General features: G+C 70.2%; 19 protein-coding genes. 9 read left to right on the top strand and 10 right to left on the bottom strand.

Going from position 1 to position 19,793, the window contains the following annotated elements:
• The first annotated feature begins 27 nt into the window (after positions 1-27).
• From qcrC to ATL40_RS05225, 4 genes are all read left to right on the top strand, one after another.
• On the top strand, positions 28-807 hold the full coding sequence (qcrC, locus tag ATL40_RS05240; RefSeq protein ID WP_098470297.1) for a cytochrome bc1 complex diheme cytochrome c subunit: 780 nt from the start codon (positions 28-30) through the stop codon (positions 805-807).
• On the top strand, positions 804-1,913 hold the full coding sequence (qcrA, locus tag ATL40_RS05235) for a cytochrome bc1 complex Rieske iron-sulfur subunit (protein WP_098468620.1): 1,110 nt from the start codon (positions 804-806) through the stop codon (positions 1,911-1,913). The genes qcrC and qcrA overlap by 4 nt, the downstream gene beginning before the upstream one ends.
• The gene (gene qcrB, locus ATL40_RS05230; RefSeq protein WP_098468619.1) at positions 1,910-3,586 is read left to right on the top strand and encodes a cytochrome bc1 complex cytochrome b subunit; all 1,677 of its coding nucleotides are present in this window, start codon (positions 1,910-1,912) and stop codon (positions 3,584-3,586) included. Before qcrA ends, qcrB begins: the two co-directional genes overlap by 4 nt.
• 109 nt (positions 3,587-3,695) lie before the next feature.
• Positions 3,696-4,319, top strand: coding sequence for a superoxide dismutase (locus ATL40_RS05225; protein WP_098468618.1), 624 nt, complete (start codon positions 3,696-3,698; stop codon positions 4,317-4,319).
• Positions 4,320-4,403: 84 nt separating this feature from the next.
• Here ATL40_RS05225 and ATL40_RS05220 read toward each other — a convergent pair whose 3' ends face one another.
• The 7 genes from ATL40_RS05220 to ATL40_RS05190 form a co-directional block, all read right to left on the bottom strand.
• Positions 4,404-4,856: a cytochrome c oxidase subunit 4 gene (locus tag ATL40_RS05220; RefSeq protein WP_098468617.1), complete on the bottom strand. Its 453-nt coding sequence runs from the start codon at positions 4,854-4,856 to the stop codon at positions 4,404-4,406.
• Complete coding sequence (gene ctaD / locus ATL40_RS05215) at positions 4,853-6,637, bottom strand: aa3-type cytochrome oxidase subunit I (protein ID WP_098468616.1); 1,785 nt, start codon at positions 6,635-6,637, stop codon at positions 4,853-4,855. The genes ATL40_RS05220 and ctaD overlap by 4 nt, the downstream gene beginning before the upstream one ends.
• A complete protein-coding gene (gene ctaC / locus ATL40_RS05210; RefSeq protein WP_098468615.1) occupies positions 6,637-7,494 on the bottom strand; it encodes an aa3-type cytochrome oxidase subunit II in 858 nt (285 codons plus the stop codon). The genes ctaD and ctaC overlap by 1 nt, the downstream gene beginning before the upstream one ends.
• Positions 7,495-7,628: 134 nt before the next feature.
• A complete protein-coding gene (locus ATL40_RS15630; protein ID WP_169925878.1) occupies positions 7,629-8,585 on the bottom strand; it encodes an FKBP-type peptidyl-prolyl cis-trans isomerase in 957 nt (318 codons plus the stop codon).
• Between the two features lie 99 nt (positions 8,586-8,684).
• Positions 8,685-9,059, bottom strand: a complete 375-nt coding sequence (locus ATL40_RS05200) for a HesB/IscA family protein (protein WP_098468613.1) — start codon at positions 9,057-9,059, stop codon at positions 8,685-8,687.
• A 103-nt stretch (positions 9,060-9,162) separates the two neighbouring features.
• Entirely contained in the window at positions 9,163-10,266 is a 1,104-nt protein-coding gene (locus ATL40_RS05195; protein ID WP_098468612.1) for a glycerate kinase, read from the bottom strand.
• Entirely contained in the window at positions 10,263-11,669 is a 1,407-nt protein-coding gene (locus tag ATL40_RS05190) for a M20/M25/M40 family metallo-hydrolase (RefSeq protein WP_098468611.1), read from the bottom strand. Before ATL40_RS05190 ends, ATL40_RS05195 begins: the two co-directional genes overlap by 4 nt.
• A gap of 58 nt (positions 11,670-11,727) precedes the next feature.
• On the opposite strand from ATL40_RS05190, the gene ATL40_RS05185 reads away from it, so the two are divergent.
• Positions 11,728-12,333, top strand: coding sequence for a DUF3043 domain-containing protein (locus tag ATL40_RS05185; RefSeq protein ID WP_098468610.1), 606 nt, complete (start codon positions 11,728-11,730; stop codon positions 12,331-12,333).
• 21 nt (positions 12,334-12,354) lie between these two features.
• On the opposite strand, the gene ATL40_RS05180 is transcribed toward ATL40_RS05185, so the two are convergent.
• Genes ATL40_RS05180 through ATL40_RS05170 form a run of 3 tightly spaced genes read right to left on the bottom strand, consistent with a single transcriptional unit; the run spans position 12,355 to position 14,245 of the window.
• Positions 12,355-13,407, bottom strand: coding sequence for a quinone-dependent dihydroorotate dehydrogenase (locus ATL40_RS05180; protein WP_098468609.1), 1,053 nt, complete (start codon positions 13,405-13,407; stop codon positions 12,355-12,357).
• Between the two features lie 54 nt (positions 13,408-13,461).
• On the bottom strand, positions 13,462-13,890 hold the full coding sequence (locus tag ATL40_RS05175; RefSeq protein WP_098468608.1) for a hypothetical protein: 429 nt from the start codon (positions 13,888-13,890) through the stop codon (positions 13,462-13,464).
• Position 13,891: 1 nt separating this feature from the next.
• Positions 13,892-14,245: a hypothetical protein gene (locus ATL40_RS05170; protein ID WP_098468607.1), complete on the bottom strand. Its 354-nt coding sequence runs from the start codon at positions 14,243-14,245 to the stop codon at positions 13,892-13,894.
• 76 nt (positions 14,246-14,321) lie between these two features.
• Between ATL40_RS05170 and ATL40_RS05165 the strand changes: the two genes are divergently transcribed.
• The 4 genes from ATL40_RS05165 (at position 14,322) to ATL40_RS05150 (ending at position 19,728) form a co-directional block, all read left to right on the top strand.
• Positions 14,322-15,800: a leucyl aminopeptidase gene (locus ATL40_RS05165; protein WP_098468606.1), complete on the top strand. Its 1,479-nt coding sequence runs from the start codon at positions 14,322-14,324 to the stop codon at positions 15,798-15,800.
• A 135-nt stretch (positions 15,801-15,935) separates the two neighbouring features.
• Positions 15,936-18,026 carry a 2-oxoglutarate dehydrogenase, E2 component, dihydrolipoamide succinyltransferase gene (gene sucB, locus ATL40_RS05160; protein WP_098468605.1) on the top strand — a complete coding sequence of 697 codons (2,091 nt, stop codon included), beginning with the start codon at positions 15,936-15,938 and terminating at the stop codon, positions 18,024-18,026.
• A gap of 25 nt (positions 18,027-18,051) precedes the next feature.
• Entirely contained in the window at positions 18,052-18,957 is a 906-nt protein-coding gene (locus ATL40_RS05155; RefSeq protein WP_098468604.1) for a TIGR01777 family oxidoreductase, read from the top strand.
• A 42-nt stretch (positions 18,958-18,999) separates the two neighbouring features.
• Positions 19,000-19,728 carry a DUF4191 domain-containing protein gene (locus tag ATL40_RS05150; RefSeq protein WP_098468603.1) on the top strand — a complete coding sequence of 243 codons (729 nt, stop codon included), beginning with the start codon at positions 19,000-19,002 and terminating at the stop codon, positions 19,726-19,728.
• Positions 19,729-19,793 lie beyond the last annotated feature (65 nt).

Genomic DNA, 19,793 nt, shown 5'->3' with positions numbered 1-19,793 from the left:
CCCGATCAGAAACGAGGACACGTGATGGTGAACGCCCTCGCCAGAGCGCGACGGCACCGGGTCGCACCGGTGCTGCTGATGCTGCTCGCGCTGCTGACCGTCGGCGTCGGCTACGCCGTCGTGGCTCCCCAGCCGGCCCAGGCCACCGCCACCTCCGACGAGGTCGAGCAGGGTGAACGCCTCTTCCAGGCCAACTGCGCCTCCTGCCACGGCATGAACGCGCAGGGCACGGACGGCGTGGCGCCCTCCCTGATCGGCGTCGGCTCCGCGGCCGTGCACTTCCAGGTGGCGACCGGACGTATGCCGATGGCGGCCAGCGCTCCACAGGCCCCGAGCAAGAACCCGCAGTTCGACGCCGAACAGACGCGCCAGCTCGCCGCGTACGTCGCGACACTGGGCCCCGGCCCCGCGATCCCCACCGAGGAGCAGGTCGACCCGGAGCTGGGCGACGCCGCGGAGGGCATGCTGGTGTTCCGCACCAACTGCGCGATGTGCCACAACGCGATCGGCGCCGGCGGCGCCCTCTCGGAGGGCAAGTACGCCCCGTCGCTGTTCGCCTCGACTCCCACGGAGATCTACGAGGCGATGCTCACGGGTCCGCAGTCGATGCCCGTCTTCAACGACGCCAACATCACCCCCGAGGCCAAGCGCGACGTCATCGCCTACCTCATGGCGCAGCGTGAGCAGGACCCGGGCGGCGCGAACCTCGGTTCCGTCGGCCCCGTGTCCGAGGGTATGTGGGTGTGGATCATCGGGATGGGCTCGTTGATCGGGTTCGCGGTGTGGATCGGAGCGAAGTCCTCATGAGCAACAACGAACTGACGCCGCCCACCGCCTCGAGCGAGCTCGACGACGAGGTGTTCGGCGCGGAGCCGGACGGCACCACGGCGTTCGCGAACCCGGGGCTGCCCGAGCACGCACATCGGCTCTCCGACAAGGACCCCGAGCAGGCGAAGAAGGTCGAGCGGCAGGTTGCGCTGATCTTCACCGTCTCGATTCTCGCCACCATCGTGGGCATCTGGGGCTACTTCGCCTTCCCGATGGACTCCACGGTCGGGAACGTGCGCGCCTCCACCCTCAGTATCGGCGCCGGGCTCGGCGTCGGCATGCTCGGTATCGGCGTGGCCGCGGTGCACTGGGCCAAGGCCCTGATGTCCGACGTGGAGCACGTGGACGAACGCCACCCGCAGAAGAGCGACGAGGCCACCCGCGCTGATGCCGCCCAGCTGCTGGCAGAGGGCGCCGAGGACTCCCGCATCGGGCGTCGCCCGCTCCTCAAGGGCACCATGGTCGGTGCCCTGGCCCTCGCCCCGCTCGCCTTCGTGGTGCCGCTCGTGGGCAACCTCGGCGGCAACTGGAACGTCAGCCAGATGCGCTACACGATGTGGAACACCGGCGTGCGCCTCGCACGCGACCCCGACGGCGCGCTGATCCGTCCCGAGGACGTGACCATCGGATCCGTCTTCCACGTCATCCCCGACGGCCTGATCGGCTCCTCCCACATGCTGGAGAAGAAGGCCAAGGCGATCGTGCTGCTCGTGCGGATGGACCCCTCCGAGCTCATCGAGCAGCCCGGACGCGAGGGGTGGAGCTGGCAGGGCATCGTGGCCTACTCCAAGGTCTGCACGCACGTGGGGTGCCCGGTGGCCCTGTACGAGCGCCAGACCCACCACCTGCTGTGCCCGTGCCACCAGTCGACCTTCGACGTGTCCGACGGCGCGAAGGTGGTCTTCGGGCCCGCCAAGCGCGCCCTGCCGCAGTTGCCGATCATGGTCGACGACGAGGGCTACCTCGCGGCGCAGAGCGACTTCCACGAGATGGTCGGGCCCTCCACCTGGGAGATGCAGCGCTACGACGAGTACGGCAGTGATGTGACCGATCGCGAGGACGAGACGGCGGAGGCAGGACATTGAGCACCCAGACGTCCCCCGCGGCACGCGGTGCGGCCGCGACCGGTGACTTCTTCGACACCCGCGTGGGCGGGGCGAAGATCGTCAAGGAGTTCGCCCGCAAGGTCTTCCCGGACCACTGGTCCTTCCTCCTGGGTGAGATCGCCCTGTACAGCTTCATCGTGCTGATCCTCACCGGCACGTTCCTGACGATGTTCTTCGTTCCCTCGATGACCGAGGTGCACTACCCCGAGGACGCCCTGCCCGTCACGATGCAGGGCGTGGAGATGTCCGAGGCCTTCGCCTCCACGCTCGACCTCTCCTTCCACGTGCGCGGCGGCCTTCTCATGCGGCAGATCCACCACTGGGCGGCCCTGCTGTTCATGGCCTCGATCGTGACGCACATGATGCGGGTGTTCTTCACCGGGGCGTTCCGTAAGCCGCGCGAGCTGAACTGGCTCGTGGGTTTCACCCTGATGATCATGGGCCTGCTCGCCGGCTTCACCGGGTACTCGCTGCCGGATGACGTGCTCTCCGGCAACGGACTGCGCATTGCCGACGGCGTGGCCAAGTCGATCCCGGTGCTCGGGTCCTACATCTCCTTCGGCCTGTTCGGCGGGGAGTTCCCCGGCACGGTGATCATCCCGCGCCTGTTCACGGCCCACATTCTCCTGGTGCCCGGGATCATCCTGGCGCTCGTGGCGGTCCACCTCATGCTGGTCGTGGTGCACAAGCACACCCAGTACCCCGGGCCGGGGCGCACCAACCGCAACGTGGTCGGTTACCCGCTGTTCCCGGTCTACATGGCCAAGGCCGGTGGGTTCTTCTTCATCGTGTTCGGTGCGCTCGCCCTGATGGGTGCGTTCCTGTCGATCAACCCGGTGTGGAACTACGGCCCCTACGACCCCTCCCCCGTGTCCGCCGGTGCCCAGCCGGACTGGTACATGCTGTTCCTCGAGGGTTCGCTACGCCTCATGCCGGGCCAGACCGAGTACGTGATCGGCGGGTACACCCTCTCGCTGAACGTACTGATCCCGGCCGTGATCGTGCCCGGCATCCTGTTCACGGCGCTCGCCGTGTACCCGTTCCTGGAAGCGTGGGCCACCGGTGACAAGCGGGAGCACCACCTCCTGGACCGCCCCCGCAACGTTCCGGTACGCACCGGTGTCGGCGTGGCGATCCTGACCGAGTTCATCATCCTCGCGCTGGCCGGCTCCAACGACCTCATCGCCACCCACTTCGACCTGTCGATCAACTCGATCACGTGGGTCTTCCGGGTGCTCTTCTTCGTGGGTCCCTGGCTCGCGTTCGTCGTCACCAAGCGGCTGTGCCTCGCGCTGCAGCGCCGTGACCGCGAGCTCGTGCTGCACGGCCACGAGACCGGCCGTGTGGTGCGATTCGCCTCGGGTGAGTACATCGAGGTGCACCAGCCGCTCACCGACGCCGAGCGCTGGATCCTCGTGCAGCAGGATGATCGTGCCCCGATCGAGGCAGGTCCCGAGACCAACGCCCGTGGCGTGCGGCGCCCCGGCTACAAGAAGGACAAGCGCCGCGCCGCGGTGTCCCGGTTCTTCTTCGCCGACCGCATCGCGCCGGTCACCCCGGCCGAGTTGGCGGCCGCACACGACCATCACGGCAACGACGAGATCGACGGCGCACCTGCTCGCGAGGAGATCGCGAGCGGCAGCCAGCACTGACGCCGTCTCACGCAACACCCGGCCCCCCTCGCGGAATGCGAGGGGGGCCGGTTACGTTGGAACAGTAGGAACCGGGCACCGCCCGGAGCACCCACAAGGAGAGGAACGCATGACGTACACACTTCCCGAGCTCGGTTACGACTACGCGGCGCTGGAGCCCCACATCTCGGGCAAGATCATGCAGCTGCACCACGACAAGCACCACCAGGCGTACGTCACGGGCGCGAACACCGCGTTGGAGAAGCTCGCCGAGGCACGCTCCGCCGGGGATCTCGCCGCGGTGAACCTGCACTCCAAGAACCTCGCCTTCAACCTGGGTGGGCACGTCAACCACACCGTCTTCTGGGAGAACATGTCCCCCGAGGGCGGGGAACCCGCCGGCGAGCTGCTCGCCATGCTCCAGGACAGCTTCGGGGGCGTGGAGGCGTTCAAGAAACACTTCGCGGCCGTGGCCGCGGGGGTCCAGGGATCCGGCTGGGCGGTCCTGGCCTGGGACACCGTGGGCGCCAACCCGGTGATCGTGCAGCTCTACGACCAGCAGGCCAACCTCGCACTCGGCCTGGTGCCCCTGCTCATGCTGGACGTGTGGGAGCACGCCTACTACCTGGACTACCTCAACGTGCGCGCGGACTACATCGCGGCATGGTGGAACATCGTGAACTGGCACGACGTCGCCGCTCGTCTCGAGCGCGCCACCTCCCCCGGTGCCAGCGGGCTCATCGTCCCCGCCTGAGAGCCGCCACGGCGGCCCACCGCCGGATGAACGGGAACGGGCGCCCCTCCTGCTGGAGGGGCGCCCGTTCGTGTCCGCGAGGAGTCAGTGCGCGTGCTGCCCGCGGGAGAACTCGAAGATGAGGCCCACGAGGCCGATCACACCGACCACGAACCCGACGACGCAGACCCACCAGCCCACGGCCACACCGAAGAAGGTGATGGCCGCGCCGGCGGCGAGCACCAACGGCCACCAGGAATGCGGGGAGAACTCGCCGTACTCGCCGGCGGCCTCCGCGATCGTGCCGTGCGGGTTGTCCTCGGGGCGCATCGCGATGCGACGACCGGTGAGCCAGAGGAAGAAGCCCACCATGCCCGACAGCGCGCCCACGAGCGGGATGGCGAACAGGCCCACGGGCTCGTTGAAGTCGGTCAGCACACCGTAGACGACGGCAACCACCAGGAAGAACGGGACCAGCAGCAGGAACATGCGGGTCTCGGTGCCGAGCGGCTTGCGCTCGCGCGCCTGGTCGGGGCGTGCGGGGGTGTGATTGCTCATGCGTGGTCCTTCCCACCCGTGGAGCGCTGGTCGGCGAGCGAACCCTGCTGGTCACCGGTCCCGAAGACCTTCTCGTACGGCCCCCGTGGGGAGACCTGGTCGAGCGCGGCGACCTCGGGGTGATGCAGGTCGAAGGCCGGGGACTCCGAGCGGATGCGCGGGATCGAGGTGAAGTTGTGACGCGGGGGCGGGCAGGATGTCGCCCACTCCAACGAGCGACCGTAGCCCCACGGGTCGTCCACGGTGACCTGCGGCGCGGTGCGCCATGTCTTGATGACGTTCCACAGGAACGGCAGCGTGGCCGCGGCCAGGATGAACGCACCCACCGTGGAGATCTGGTTCCAGGTGGTGATGCCGTCCTCCGGGAGGTAGTCCACATAGCGACGCGGGAAGACCTTCGCGCCCATCCAGTGCTGGATGAGGAAGGTGGTGTGGAAGCCGATGAACGTCAGCCAGAAGTGGATCTTGCCGAGACGCTCGTTCAGCATCTTGCCGGTGAACTTGGGCCACCAGAAGTAGAAGCCTGCGAACATGGCGAACACCACGGTCCCGAAGATCACGTAGTGGAAGTGCGCCACCACGAAGTAGGTGTCGTGCAACTGGAAGTCCAACGTCGGCGAGGCCAGGATGATGCCGGTCAGGCCGCCGAACAGGAAGGTCGCGAGGAACCCGATCGACCACAGCATCGGGGTCTCGAAGGTGATCTTGCCCCGCCACATCGTGCCGATCCAGTTGAAGAACTTCACCCCCGTGGGCACCGCGATGAGCATCGTCATCAGCGCGAAGAAGCTCAGCATCACCGCGCCGGTGGTGTACATGTGGTGCGCCCACACGGTCACCGAGAGCGCCGCGATCGACAGGGTGGCCAGCACCAGGGTCTTGTACCCGAAGATCGGCTTGCGGGAGAAGACCGGGAAGATCTCCGAGACGATGCCGAAGAACGGCAACGCGATGATGTACACCTCGGGGTGCCCGAAGAACCAGAACAGGTGCTGCCACAGGATCGCGCCGCCGGACTCGGGTGCGAAGACGACGGCGTCCAGGCGGCGGTCCGCCAGCAGACCGAAGTAGGCCGCGGTCAGCACCGGGAAGGCCATGAGCGCCAGCACCGAGGTGATCAGCACGTTCCAACTGAAGATCGGCATCCGGAACATCGTCATACCCGGTGCCCGCATGCAGATGATCGTGGTGATGAAGTTGACCGAACCGAAGATCGTGGAGAAGCCGGTCAACCCGAAGCCCACGAGCCACAGGTCGGCACCCAGGCCCGGGGAGAAGGTCTCCGAGGCCAGCGGCACGTAGGAGGTCCAGCCGAATCCGGCCGCCCCCTCCGGGGTGAGGAACCCGCCGACGGCGAGCAGGCCACCGAAGAGGTACAGGAAGTACGCGAACATGTTCAGCCGCGGGAATGCGACATCCGGTGCGCCGATCTGCAGCGGCAGCAGCACGTTGGCGAACCCGGCGAAGAGCGGGGTCGCGAACAGCAGCAGCATGATGCCGCCGTGCATCGTGAAGAACTGGTTGTACTGCTCAGCACTGGTGAACAGCTGCCGTCCCGGCTCGAAGAGCTCCGCCCGGATCGCCAGCGCGAGCAGGCCCCCGAAGCAGAAGAACACGAAGCTGGTGACCAGGTACATGTACCCGATGGTCTTGTGGTCCGTGGAGGTGATCCACGTGACGAACGCATTGCCTCGGCGCTGGTGCGGGCCGCTGAGCCCCGGCACCCGCTCCGGCGCGCTGCGCGGCGGTGAGTCGTTGTACTGGACCTCATCGATGGCCATCAGTGGCTACCTTCCTGCTCGACCGCGCCCTGCAGCACGTCGTACTCGGGACCGAGGATTCCGGTGTTGCCCTGCGCCGCGAGTTCGTCCATGTAGGCCTCGTACTCCTCGGGGGTGACGACCTCGACGTTGAAGAGCATCGAGGCGTGGTACTCGCCGCACAGTTCCGCGCACTTGCCCTCGAAGACCCCGAGCTCCTGCGGCACGATCTGGAAGGAGTTCTCCCGACCGGTGATCATGTCCATCTTCATGAGGAAGGCCGGCACCCAGAAGGCGTGGTTGACATCGCGGGTGCGCAACTGCAGCTCCACGAGCTCACCCTGCGGGAGGTAGAGCGTCGGGAGCGTCTCGGGCACACCCTCCTCGCCCGTGAGTTCGGCCTGGACTCCGGAGAAGTGGACGTCGGAGTCCATGTAGTTGAAGTCCCATGACCAGCGCTTGCCGACCACCTCGATGGTCACGTCGGGTTCGGCGGAGGTGTCCACGATCTCGCCCATCGTGCGGGATGTCGTGGCGAACAGCACACCGACCATCACGATCGGCACGAACGTGTACATCAACTCCAGCGGCACGTGGTAGCGCAACTGGGGCGGGAGCTGGTTGTCGTTCTTGCGCTTGCGGTACACGATCAGGCACCAGATCAGCAGTCCCCAGACCAACACCCCGACCAGCAGCGCCGCGATCCAGGAGTTGTTCCACAACTCGATGATCATGTCGGTGTTGTTGGTGGCACCCGGAGCCTGCTCGGGGAGGAACCCCCGCTCGACGGCAGGGGTGCACCCGGCAAGACCGAGGCCGGCCACGGCAAGGCCGGGCACCAGCACTTTTCTCAGGGGGCGGCGGGGCGTAGTCGACACGTCGTCACCATACCCAACCCGCCCCTGGATGCGAGAAAGACCCGCGGCATTCCGCGGGTCTTCCCCAGGTGTGCGGCGCACGTGTACGCCGCGAGGCGACGCACGCTCACGCGCGCGTCAGAAACGTCGCAACCTCAGGCGCCCGGCATCGCGTCGACCAGGTCGATCACCACGGCAAGCGGCTGGGTGTCCTCCCCCTCGGCGGGAATGGTCAGGAGCACCCGTGAGCCGATGGCGATCCCCTCCAGTTCGTCGAAGGCGCTGCCCTGGCCCAGGGGGATGGCCGAGGTGATCCCGGGGCCCTCCGGCGGCCAGGTGGTCTCGGACTCGGCGTTGTCCCAGGTGGCCAGTGTGTACTGCGCGAACAGCTGATCCGTGGCGCCGAGCGGTTCGCCTGTGCCCTCCGCGAGCACCGTCACCGTCATCTCCTCCGGCTCCGCTGCGCCGTCGGCGACCACCACCTCGGTGACCGGCGAACCCAGGTCCCCGGTGATGGTGACGGGGACCTCGGCGTCGGTCGGGGTGGCATCGGCCTGCCCCGATGCGTCGGCGGCCACGGCGGCCTCCACGTCCACGACGAAGGCGAGCGTGTCGCCGCCGGCGATGAGATCGCCACTGCCCTCGTCCCCGTATCCGAGGTCGCTCGGGATGGTCAGCAGCACACGGGATCCGACGGGCACGCCCACCAGCCCGGTGCTCCAGCCCTCGATGACCCCGTTCAGGGAGAACGCCGACGACGCGCCACGGTCGTAGGAGTTGTCGAAGACGTCCTCGGACCCGAACACCTGCCCCAGGTAGTGCGCGACCACCACGTCTCCCGCGGCCACGGCCGCCCCGTCGCCCTCGCTGACGATCTCGACCTGCAGCTCCTCGGAGGGTTCCTCCGTCTCCCAGGTCAGGGTCGGCTTCTCACCGAAGGCGCCCGACGCGGAGAATCCGGCATCGTTGCCGATGGCGATGTCGCCACCGGTCGCCGACTCCTCGGAGGCGGAGGCGGAGGAGGAGGCCTCGGCCTCCTCACCGTCGGTGGAGCATCCGGTGACCAGCAGGGCAAGGGCCGCCAGCGAGGCGGCCGCGACGGAGTGACGCACGTAATCTCCAGGGTTGGGCCGCGCGGTGCGGCGGGTTCGATCCCCGCCGTGCGCGGGGGTCGTGCGGTGGCTGCGGATCAGCAGCCGTGGGTCAGCGGCTCAGTGGAAGGAGTCGCCGCAGGCGCAGGAACCCGAGGCGTTCGGGTTGTCGATGGTGAAGCCCTGCTTCTCGATCGTGTCGGCGAAGTCGATCGAGGCGCCCGCGAGGTAGGGCACGCTCATCCGGTCCACCACGACCTCCACACCATCGAAGTCGCGCAGGGCGTCGCCGTCCAGCAGCCGCTCGTCGAAGTAGAGCTGGTAGATCAGGCCGGAGCAGCCACCCGGCTGCACCGCGATCCGCAGGCGCAGGTCGTCACGCCCCTCCTGCTCGAGCAGGGAACGAACCTTCTGCGCGGCGACGTCGGTCAGGTCGACCTCGTGCGTCGGGATGTCGGTGTCCGCGGCGGCCGGGGTGGCGGCAGTCTCAGTCATGATGTCTCCTCTGCGGATGTCAGGTCCATCCAGACTACGCCGGATTCGCCGAGGCCCAGTCTGGGGCACGTGCCTTGGAGTTCCCTGGGTGTGCCCACACCCGCTACCAGCGCCACGCGGCTGCAGCGCGCCGGGCCGACTCGGCGAACTGCGCCGGGCTGCCGCCCACCTGTGCGGCTCCGGCGACCCCGAGGGTGGCACGCGCCCGCGGGTCGAACTCCCCGGAGGTGGTCAGTGCCACCGTCGCCAGCCCCCAGTGCGCGGCGGCGCGGGCGAACGCACCCACCACACCGGTGTCCGCCTCCACGGCGTCCAGGCGGTGCGCGGCCAGGACCACCAGGTCCGCGCTCCGGGCGCGGTGGGCCAAGGAGAGCTCCGAGCCCACGAACTCGGCGCCGGGCAGGATCCGCCCGCCGAGCGCTTCCACCGCCACGCCGAGCCCCCCTGCGCACCCCGCACCCGGTGTTCCGCCCCGCCGGGCACCCGATCCATCAGGTGTGCCCGCCAGGAGTCCGCCGGCCGTGGTGCGCGATCTGGCCGTCGCGAGCCCGAGGAGTTGCTGCGCCACGGGTGCCCGCTCCTGCTCCAGGGCCTGCGCGGCGCCGGCCCCGATCTGTTCGCGCAGCGCGGCGCCGGCGCCGCGCAGGCCTAGCGCCACGGTCGGTTCGGCGCTCGCCAGCACCACCTCCACCCCCGCCAGCGCCTCGACGGCCCGCGCCACCAGGCCGGGGAGATCCTCCCCGCCGCCACCGGCCTGCTCTGCGCCCGCCGCGAGACCCCGCAACATGCCGACCCCGAAGTCGAGCGAGGGGGTGGTGCCCGCGCCGATCACGACGCGGCGCGCACCCTGCGCCACCGCTGCACGCACGAGGGAACCGATGCCCTCGCTGGTGGCGTCCGCGACCTGGTGGGGGGTCACCGCTGTGGTGGCGAGCACGTCCGAGGCCTGCAGGTAGAGGGTGCCCGCCACCCGGAGGGTGACCACGGGGACGCGGGTCACGCCGTCGCCCGCGAGCACGGTGATCACCCCGCGCCGGCCCCCTCGATGCGCCTGGACGGCGTCGAGCAGGTCCGCTGCGCCGTCGCTCGCCACCACCGGGTCCAGTTCGGCCTGCGGGTTGCCCTCGCGCCACCCGTGCACGACGGCGTCCAGCACCTCCACGGCGCGGTGACCGTTGACCTGGGCGGCCCCGATCAGCACCTTCACGCCCGCGGGACTCCGCCGGAGAGGCCGCCCGCGCCGACGGCCGCGAGGAGCAACGCCTCGGCCTCCACGGCCTTGCGCAACTCCCCCAGGTGCACCGACTCATCCGCGCCGTGCGCCCGCGAGTGCGGGTCCTCGACCCCGGTGATGAGGATCGCGGAGTCCGGGTTGAGCGTCACCAGATCGGCGATGAAGGGGATCGAGCCACCGATTCCGACCTCGACCGACTCCCGACCCCAGGCCTGGGCGAAGGCGGCGTGGGCAAGGTCGCTGGCGGCGCCGCGCGGCGCGAGGAAACCGGAGCCGCGCTCCCCCGGGTGCAGCGTGACACGGCAGGTGGTCGGCGCCGCGGCCTGCAGGTGCGCCAGGAGCGCGGCCTCCGCCTCGCCCGGATCCTGCCCGGGAGCCAGTCGCATGCTGATCTTGGCGCGTGCGGTGTGCGCGAGCGTGTTGGAGGCACGGTCCACGGCGGTGGCGTCGATCCCGATGATGCTCAGTGCGCTCTTGCCCCACAGCCGGTCGGGCAGGCTGCCCGTGCCGGACAGGGTGAGTCCGGGCAGCACCCCGGCCTCCTGACGGAAGACGTCCTCGGGGTAGTCCAGATCCGCGGTGGGCACGCGGTCCAGCCCGGCCACCGCGACGTCGCCCGCGTCGTCGTGCAGCGTGGCCAGCAGCCGGACGAGCTGGGTGGTGGCATCCAGCACCGGGCCGCCGAACATTCCCGAGTGCACGGCGTGCTCGAGCACGTCGACCTGCACCACGGCGTCCACCAGGCCGCGCAAGGAGGTGGTGAGGGCCGGGATGCCCACCTTCCAATTCGCCGAGTCGGCCACGACCACCACATCGGCCGCCAACCGGTCGCCGTAGGTGCGCAGGAACTGCGCGAACGTGGGAGACCCGACCTCCTCCTCGCCCTCCACGAACACGGTGATCGCGGGAAGCGGCAGCGCTCCGGGGGCGGCCGAGGCCTGGGCGAGCAGCGCCCGGATCGCCCCGACGTGTGCCATCACCCCGGCCTTGTCGTCCGCCGCGCCCCGGCCGTACATCCGGCCCTCCCGGATCACCGGCTCGAACGGGTCGCTGCTCCAGCCCTCGCCCGGCGGCTGCACGTCGTGGTGGGCGTAGAGGAGCACGTGCCCGGCGCCGTCGCCCGCGCGGTGGGCGAGCACCGCGGGCGCCCCGCCGGGAACCGAGAGGATCTCGACCTGCGGCATCCCCGCGTCGCGCAGCAGTGCGGCGACCGCCCGGGCGCTCGCCGTCACGTGCGCGGGGTCGAATGCCGCGGCGGAGACCGAGGGGACACGCACGAGGTCGGCGAGGTCGCGCTGCACGCCCTCGAACGTGGCGGCGATGCCCTCGTGCAGGGCGTGGCGGAGGTCATGGGAGAGGGGAAGCTCACGTGTCACCCCACGAACCTACTGCGCCCGGGCCGAGACCCCCGCGTCCTCGACTACCCTGGAGGGCGTGTTCGGACAGAAGAAGGACAAGGGCGAGGCTGCACCCACCACGGTGACCGGCGCCCAGGACGCCCCGGTGACCGACCCGCGCTCGGGCAAGGGCCGTCCCACGCCCACCCGCAAGGAGGCGGAGGCCAAGCATCGCCGTCCCCTCGTGGTCAACGACCGCAAGGCGGCGCGCGCGGAGCAGCGCAAGCGCAACGCCGAGGCGCGGGCGAAGATGAACGAGGCGATGGTCACCGGCGACGACCGATACATGCCGCACCAGCACCGTGGTGAGCAGCGCCGCTTCATCCGCGACTACGTCGACGCGCGCTGGTCGCTCGGGGAGTTCTTCCTCCCGCTGGCTTTCGTGTTCATCCTGCTGACGTTCGTGTTCGGCAACGACGCACAGGTCGCCGTGCCGATGCTGCTGACCCTCTACCTGGTGGTCGGCGTGGCGATCCTGGACTCCGTGCTGCTCGGCCGCCGCATCCGCAAGCGCATCGTGGCGAAGTGGGGCGCCGATCAGTTGCAGAAGGGCGGCGTGATGTACGCCGCGATCCGCTCCTTCCAGATGCGTCCCACCCGGATGCCCAAGCCGCAGGTCAAGCGGGGACAGTTCCCCGCCTGAGGCGCCCGGTTCGACCGGCCGCTACCGGCCCAGTGCCCGGGCGACCTTCCCCGGCCATGCCGGCCCGGAGTAGATGAACGCGCTGTAGGCCTGCACCAGGGTGGCGCCGGCCGCGAGCATCGCTCGGGCGTCCTGCGTGCTGGAGATCCCGCCGACCCCGATCACGACCTTGCGCTCGCCCCCCTCGAGTGCGTCCAGAGAGGCCCGCACGAGGCGGACGACGGCGAGGGAGCGTTCCCGCAGCGGCTCGCCGGAGAGCCCACCCGCCCCGTGATCGTGCCGGATGGTGGTGTTGGTGGCCACCACCCCGGCCAGGTCCAGTTCACCCACGAGTCGCGCCACCTGCGTGATGTCCTCGTCCGCGAGGTCCGGGGCGATCTTCACCAGGATCGGCACGCTGCGTGGGGTGACGGATGCGACGGCGTCGCGCACCGCCGCGAGGATCGGGCGCAGGCTGTCCACGGCCTGCAGGTCCCGCAGCCCGGGGGTATTGGGGCTCGAGACGTTCACGACCAGGTAGTCGGCGTAGGGCGCGAGCGCTCGAGCACTGCGGGCGTAGTCCTGCGGTGCCTCCTCGCTCGGTGTCACCTTCGTCTTGCCGATGTTGACACCGATCACGGCCCGGGCCCCGGCACGAGTTGCCCGGAGCTGGGACAGTCGCTGCGCCACACGCTCGCTGCCCACGTTGTTGAAGCCCATGCGATTGACCAGCGCCCGGTCCGCCACGAGCCGGAAGAGCCGGGGTGGCTCGTTGCCGGGCTGCGCGTACGCGGTGACCGTGCCGATCTCGACGTGCGAGAAGCCCAGCGCAAGCAGGCCCAGCACCATCGTGGCGTTCTTGTCGAACCCGGCAGCCACGCCCAACGGGGAACTCAGACGCCTGCCGAACACCTGCGGGCCGCCTCCACCTCTGGCAGCCCCGCGGCCGAGGGTCGCCTCGAGCGCGCGCCGCGCCGGCTCGAAGGCACCGGCGGCGGCGATGGCGCGTGCCGCCCGATGATGGGCAACCTCCGGGTCCAGGCGGGTGAAGACAGCGCGGAAGATGAGGCCGTAGAGCGGGTGCGGGGAGGTCACCCCCACAATCTAGCGAGCACACGGCTCCCGGCCGGTGCATCCCCACCCACGCGGTCAGGCGCGCGCGAGGGCCGCCGGGTTCGAGCGCACCAGCCAGGCGATGCCGAGGATCGGCAGGACCAGCGGGACGAAGGCGTATCCCTGACCGAAGTGCGACCATACGGTCGCCTCCGGGAACGCTGCGGGATCGACGAAGGACCACACGCCCACGCTCACCACGCCGATCAGTTCCACCACCACCGCGACCCACGCGACCCGGCGCATGCGTCGACCGTTGTGCGCGAGCGCGATCGTGGCCACCACGTAGACGGCGGCGGCGAAGGCCGACAACGAGTAGGCCACGGGCGCCTGCGACGCGTCCCGGATGAGTTGAACGCTTGCCCGGGCGGTGGCCGAGACGGCGAACACGCCGTAGACGGCGATCAGCACCCGGCCGACCCCGTAGGCCCGGCGTCGGGTGTCCGCGACCCCGGAGTCTGTCATCTCACGCCCCCCACAGTTGGTAGACCCGCATCTGCATGGCCAGCACTGCCACCCCGGCCACCACGAGGACGACCGAGCTCCACCGGCTACGTTCCACGAACGCCCACCCGAAGGCGATCGGGAACATCAGCGCCACCGTGACCAGGTAGCCCCAGAGGGTCACCGGGTCGGCGACCCGGTGACCGGCGGCGATCTGGATGCCCGCGACGATCGCCTGAACGAGCAGGAGCACCTCGGCGGCCACGAGTGCGGGAACCTGGCGACCCAGCACCGGGCGGTCGGTGACCGCATGCACGAGTGCCCAGATCCCCACGACGGCGGCCGCTGCGCAGGCCAGGACGATCGCTAACAGCACAGGCCACAGACTAGGTCACGCGGGCCGCCGAGTCCTCACCGCTCGCAGGTGCGCAAAGGTGACTACGATCAGGAGCATGGTTGCTGCCCCGACTCTGCTGTCCCGTTCCGCCGACACCGTCGACTCCGACGCGCTGGTGATCCTGCTGGCCCAGGGCGAGGAACCTGGGACCGCGCAGCCCCTCGGCGAGGTGCCGGCCGTCCTCACGGACGAGCTGGCCGACGCGATCGCCGCGCTGCGCCTGAGGGGCAAGGCGGAGGAGGTCACGGTCATCCCTGCGCCGGCCGTGATGCGTGCCGATGTGGTCGTGACCGTCGGTGTGGGCGCCGTTGCCGGCGACCTCGAGGCCGACGCCGTGCGCCGCGCGACGGGAGCCGCGGTGCGCGCCCTGTCCGGCCGCTCTGCGATCGCTGTGCTCGCTCCGCGCGATGACGCCTCGACAGTGGCCGCCTGCGCCGAGGGCGCGACCCTCGGCGGCTACGCCTTCACGCGCTACCGGGCGGGCGAGTCGACCGAGGCGGCCCAGATCACTGTCCTGACCTCCAAGGCCCGCACGCGGGACGTGAAGTCGGCGGTCGCGCGTGCACACATCACGGCCACCGCAGCGATGGCGGTGCGCGACCTCGTGAACACGGCGCCCAACGACCTGTACCCGGAGGCCTTCGCCGAGATCGCCCGCAAGGCCGCATCCGGCACCAAGGTGAAGGTCTCGACCCTGGACGAGCAGGCGTTGCGCGCCGGAGGCTTCGGTGGCCTGGTCGGCGTGGGTCAGGGGTCCACGCGACCTCCTCGCCTGGTCACCCTGAGTTATGAGCCCACCCGCGCGAAGGCGCACGTCGCCCTGGTGGGCAAGGGCATCACCTTCGACTCCGGCGGTTTGTCGCTCAAGCCCCCGACGGGCATGACCACGATGAAGACCGACATGGCGGGTGCGGCCACGGTGCTGCACGCGGTGCTCGCGGCGGAGGCACTGGCTCTCCCGATCGCCGTGACCGGTTTCCTCGCCCTGGCGGAGAACATGCCCTCGGGTGCTGCGCAGCGCCCCGGGGACATCGTGACGATGCGCAGCGGGAAGACCGTGGAGGTCCTCAACACCGACGCCGAGGGGCGTCTGGTCATGGCCGATGCCCTCACCGAGGCGATCGCCCTGGAGCCGGATGCGGTGATCGACATCGCCACCCTGACCGGCGCCCAGATGGTGGCCCTGGGGCCGCGCGTCGCCGGTGTGATGGGCTCGCCGGAGGTTCGCGACGCGATCGTGACCCGTGCCACAGCCGCGGGTGAGTCCGCGTGGGCGATGCCCCTGCCGGAGGACCTCCGCGAGGGTCTGAATTCGCCGGTCGCCGACCTCGCGAACATCGGTGGGAAGTTCGGCGGCATGCTCACAGCGGGCCTGTTCCTGCGGGAATTCGTTGGAACCACGCCGTGGGGACACATCGACATCGCCGGACCGTCGTTCAACGAGAGTGGCCCGTGGGGCTACACCCCGAAGGGCGGAACGGGTTTCGGACTGCGAACCCTGGTGACCTATCTCGAGTCGTTCACCGAGAAGTAGGCACCAACCCACACCACGCTGGTCCCTGCTCGAGCCGCAGGAGTGCCAAGATAGAGATGATCGATACCTGCGACGAGGCCGCGCCGACGTTCGCCGGGTGATCCCGTAATGCGTCGGCACTATGAAGGAGAGACGATGGCAGAGTCCGTGAAGATGCCCGCCCTTGGCGAGAGTGTGACGGAGGGCACCGTGACGCGCTGGCTGAAGGAGGTCGGCGAGAGCATCGAGGTGGACGAGCCCCTGCTGGAGGTCTCGACCGACAAGGTCGACACCGAGGTCCCCTCCCCCGTGGCCGGCGTGGTGGAGAAGATCCTGGTCGAGGAGGACGAGACGGTCGAGGTCGGCGCCGAGCTCGCCGTCATCGGCGACGGATCCGGATCTGCGGGCGACGACGCGGCCCCGGCCTCGACGAGCGCATCCGAGGCCGAGCCGACGCCGGAGGCGCCCGCGGCAGAGCCGACGCCGGAGGCATCCGCCGCCCCGGCCGCGCCCGCCTCCGGCGAGGTCTCCGGCACCGAGGTCACCCTGCCCGCGCTGGGCGAGAGCGTGACCGAGGGCACGGTCACGCGCTGGTTGAAGGAGGTCGGCGAGAGCATCGAGGTGGACGAGCCCCTCCTGGAGGTCTCCACCGACAAGGTCGACACCGAGGTCCCCTCCCCCGTGGCCGGCACCGTCCTGGCGATCAAGGTCGCCGAGGACGAGACCGCCGAGGTCGGCTCCGTCCTGGCCATCATCGGCGACCCGTCGGCGGCTCCCGCCGAGAGCAGCCCCGAGGCCCCCGAGAAGGAGTCCCCCAAGCAGGAGGCCCCCAAGCAGGAGGCCCCCGAGCAGGAGGCCCCCAAGGCCGAGGCCAAGCCCGCCTCCGGCGACGTCTCCGGCACCGAGGTCACCCTGCCCGCCCTGGGCGAGAGCGTGACCGAGGGCACCGTGACCCGGTGGCTGAAGGAGGTCGGCGAGAGCATCGAGGTGGACGAGCCCCTCCTGGAGGTCTCCACCGACAAGGTCGACACCGAGGTCCCCTCCCCCGTGGCCGGCACCGTCCTGGCGATCAAGGTCGCCGAGGACGAGACCGCCGAGGTCGGCTCCGTCCTGGCCATCATCGGCGACCCGTCGGCAGCCCCCGCCGAGAGCAGCCCCGAGGCCCCCGAGAAGGAGTCCCCCAAGCAGGAGGCCCCCAAGCAGGAGTCCCCCAAGCAGGAGGCCCCCAAGCAGGAGGCCCCCAAGCAGGAGGCACCCAAGCAGGAGGCCCCCAAGCAGGAGGCACCGGCCGGCGATGACTCCGCGGTGTACGTCACGCCGCTCGTGCGCAAGCTCGCCGCCCAGCACGGCGTGGACCTGACCACGGTCTCCGGTTCCGGTGTCGGCGGCCGCATCCGCAAGCAGGACGTCATCGCGGCCGCCGAGGCCGCGAAGAAGGCGAGCGAGGCACCCGCCCCGGCTGCGTCGTCGACCGCCTCCGCTGCTCCCGCGGCGCCCGCCGCGGCGCCCAGCACGAAGATGCCGGTCTCGGAGTTGCGCGGCACCAGCGAGAAGATGTCCCGCCTGCGCAAGATCATCGCGCAGCGGATGCCGGAGTCGCTGCACACCATGGCGCAGTTGACCACCGTGGTCGAGGTGGACGTCACCAAGGTGGCGGCCCTGCGGGCGAAGTCCAAGAACGTCTTCGCCGAGAAGACCGGGCAGAAGCTCACCTATCTGCCGTTCTTCGCCAAGGCCGCGATCGAGGCGCTGCAGGCGTACCCGAAGATCAATGCCCGCATCGAGGACGACACGATCGTCTACCCCGGCGGGGAGAACCTGGCCATCGCCGTGGACACCCCGCGCGGGCTGCTGACCCCGGTGATCAAGGACGCGGGCGAGATGACCATCGCGGACCTGGCCGGCGGGATCAACGACCTCGCGGCTCGCACCCGCGACAACAAGGTCGGCCCCGACGAGCTCAGCGGTGGCACGTTCACCCTGACCAACACCGGGAGCGCAGGGGCCCTGTTCGACACCCCGATCGTCCCCGCCCCCACGGTGGCGATCCTCGGCGTCGGCACGATCGTCAAGCGGCCCGTGGTGATCTCGGGACCGGAGGGCGACTCGATCGCGATCCGCTCGATGGTCTACCTCGCGATCTCCTACGACCACCGCCTGGTGGACGGCGCGGACGCCGGTCGCTACCTCTCGCTGGTCAAGCGTCGCCTCGAGGAGGGCGCCTTCGAGGGAGACCTGGGCATCTGACACCCGCCCCACCTAGCATGGTCGTATGACGACCACACCTCAGCCCGGAGGCCCCGTCCTGATAGCGGGGGCCTCCGGGCTGATCGGTTCCCACCTGCGGCGCCACCTCGCCGAGCGGGGGATCGCCACACGGGTGCTGGTGCGGCGTCCGGCCCGAGGCGCCGACGAGGTGCAGTGGGACCCGACTGCCGCGATGCTCCCCGCCGCCGCGTTCGAGGGCGTCTCGGCGGTGCTCGTGCTCTCCGGGGTCGGCGTCGCGGACCGACGATGGACGAGGCGACGGCGCGAGGCGATCCTGTCCTCCCGGGTCGGCAGTGTCGACCTCGTCGCCCGGACGATGGCCGAGCACGGTATCGCCGCCCGCCTGGTCACGGCCTCGGCCGTCGGTTACTACGGCGAGGGCGGCCAGAACCGCCTGACGGAGTCGGCGCCGGCGGGCAACACGTTCCTGGCGCGGGTGTGCCAGGCCTGGGAGGGCGCGGCCGCCCCTGCGGCCGACGCCGGGATCCCGGTGGCCCACGCGCGCACCGGCATCGTGCTCACCCCCGAGGGCGGCGCCCTCGGCCGGCTGCTCCCGCTGCTCCGGCTCGGCCTGGCGGGGCCGCTCGGGTCGGGTCGCCAGTGGTGGCCCTGGATCACCCTCGAGGACGAGATCCGGGCGATGGCACACCTGCTGGAGTCCGAGGTCGTGGGCCCGGTCAACCTCACCGCGCCGGAGCCGGCCCGCAACGCCGACCTCACCCGCGCGTTGGCGCGTGAACTGCACCGGCCCGCCTTCCTCCCCGTCCCCGGCTTCGCCCTGCGCCTCGCGGTGGGCGGCTTCGCCGCGGAACTCCTGGCCTCCCAGAACGTCGTCCCCGAGGTGCTCCTCGCCGATGGGTTCGAGTTCACCTCCCCGGACATCGAGGCAGCGGCGCAACACCTGCTCTGAGCCACCCGAACCGGTCCCGTGCGCGGGTACCCTAGGGTCACCATGGCACGCAATTCAGGCAACGAGACGACAGCACCGAAGGTCAAGAAGCGCCGCTGGTATCACCAGGTCTGGGACGTCTTCCAGATGACGCGCAAGGCGGACCCGAGCGTGCCCTGGATCATGCTCGCGATCCTCCTGGTGACCGTCGCCGTCGGCTGGGTCGCCGGCATGCTGATCAACCCGGGGGTGACCTGGTACTTCCTGATCGTGTCATTCCCGATCGGGATCCTGATCGCCACGATCTTCCTGTCCCGTCGAGCCGAGCGCGCCGCGTACTCCCGCATCGAGGGCCAGCCGGGCGCGGTCTCCGCCGCGCTGGGAACCATCCGTCGTGGCTGGAACATCGAGGAGGAGCCGATCGCGATCGACGCGCGCACCCAGGCGATGGTCTTCCGCGCCGTGGGGCGCCCGGGCGTGGTCCTGGTGGCCGAGGGCGGGAACCGGGGCGCGCAGCACCGCCTGCTGGAATCCGAGCGCAAGCGGGTCAATCGGATCATCCCGGAGGTCTCCGTCAGCCTCGTGCAGTGCGGCCGGGAGGAGGGCCAGGTCCCGCTCCCGAAGCTGGCGAATGCGGTGCGCAAGCAGAAGTCCGAGCGTCGACTCACCAGCGCCGAGATCACCGAGGTGAACAAGCGGCTGCGCGCCCTGCACACCGCGAGGATGCCCGTCCCCAAGGGCGTGGACCCCACCCGGATGCGCCCCGACCGCAAGGCGATGCGCGGCCGCTGATTCCCAGCTCAGACCATGACGAACGGGCCGGTGAACCCCCTGGTTCACCGGCCCGTTCGTCGTGT

It is taken from the genome of Serinibacter salmoneus (assembly GCF_002563925.1).
GTDB lineage: Bacteria > Actinomycetota > Actinomycetes > Actinomycetales > Beutenbergiaceae > Serinibacter > Serinibacter salmoneus.
This window is presented reverse-complemented; position numbering and strand designations above follow the sequence as displayed.

Coding starts and splice junctions, on each gene's coding strand:
- qcrA (WP_098468620.1), top strand. CDS start 804: ATGAGCAACAACGAACTGACGCCGCCCACCGCCTCGAGCGAGCTCGAC.
- ATL40_RS05225 (WP_098468618.1), top strand. CDS start 3,696: ATGACGTACACACTTCCCGAGCTCGGTTACGACTACGCGGCGCTGGAG.
- ATL40_RS05220 (WP_098468617.1), bottom strand. CDS start 4,856: ATGAGCAATCACACCCCCGCACGCCCCGACCAGGCGCGCGAGCGCAAG.
- ctaD (WP_098468616.1), bottom strand. CDS start 6,637: ATGGCCATCGATGAGGTCCAGTACAACGACTCACCGCCGCGCAGCGCG.
- ATL40_RS05200 (WP_098468613.1), bottom strand. CDS start 9,059: ATGACTGAGACTGCCGCCACCCCGGCCGCCGCGGACACCGACATCCCG.
- ATL40_RS05175 (WP_098468608.1), bottom strand. CDS start 13,890: ATGACAGACTCCGGGGTCGCGGACACCCGACGCCGGGCCTACGGGGTC.
- ATL40_RS05165 (WP_098468606.1), top strand. CDS start 14,322: ATGGTTGCTGCCCCGACTCTGCTGTCCCGTTCCGCCGACACCGTCGAC.
- sucB (WP_098468605.1), top strand. CDS start 15,936: ATGGCAGAGTCCGTGAAGATGCCCGCCCTTGGCGAGAGTGTGACGGAG.
- ATL40_RS05155 (WP_098468604.1), top strand. CDS start 18,052: ATGACGACCACACCTCAGCCCGGAGGCCCCGTCCTGATAGCGGGGGCC.
- ATL40_RS05150 (WP_098468603.1), top strand. CDS start 19,000: ATGGCACGCAATTCAGGCAACGAGACGACAGCACCGAAGGTCAAGAAG.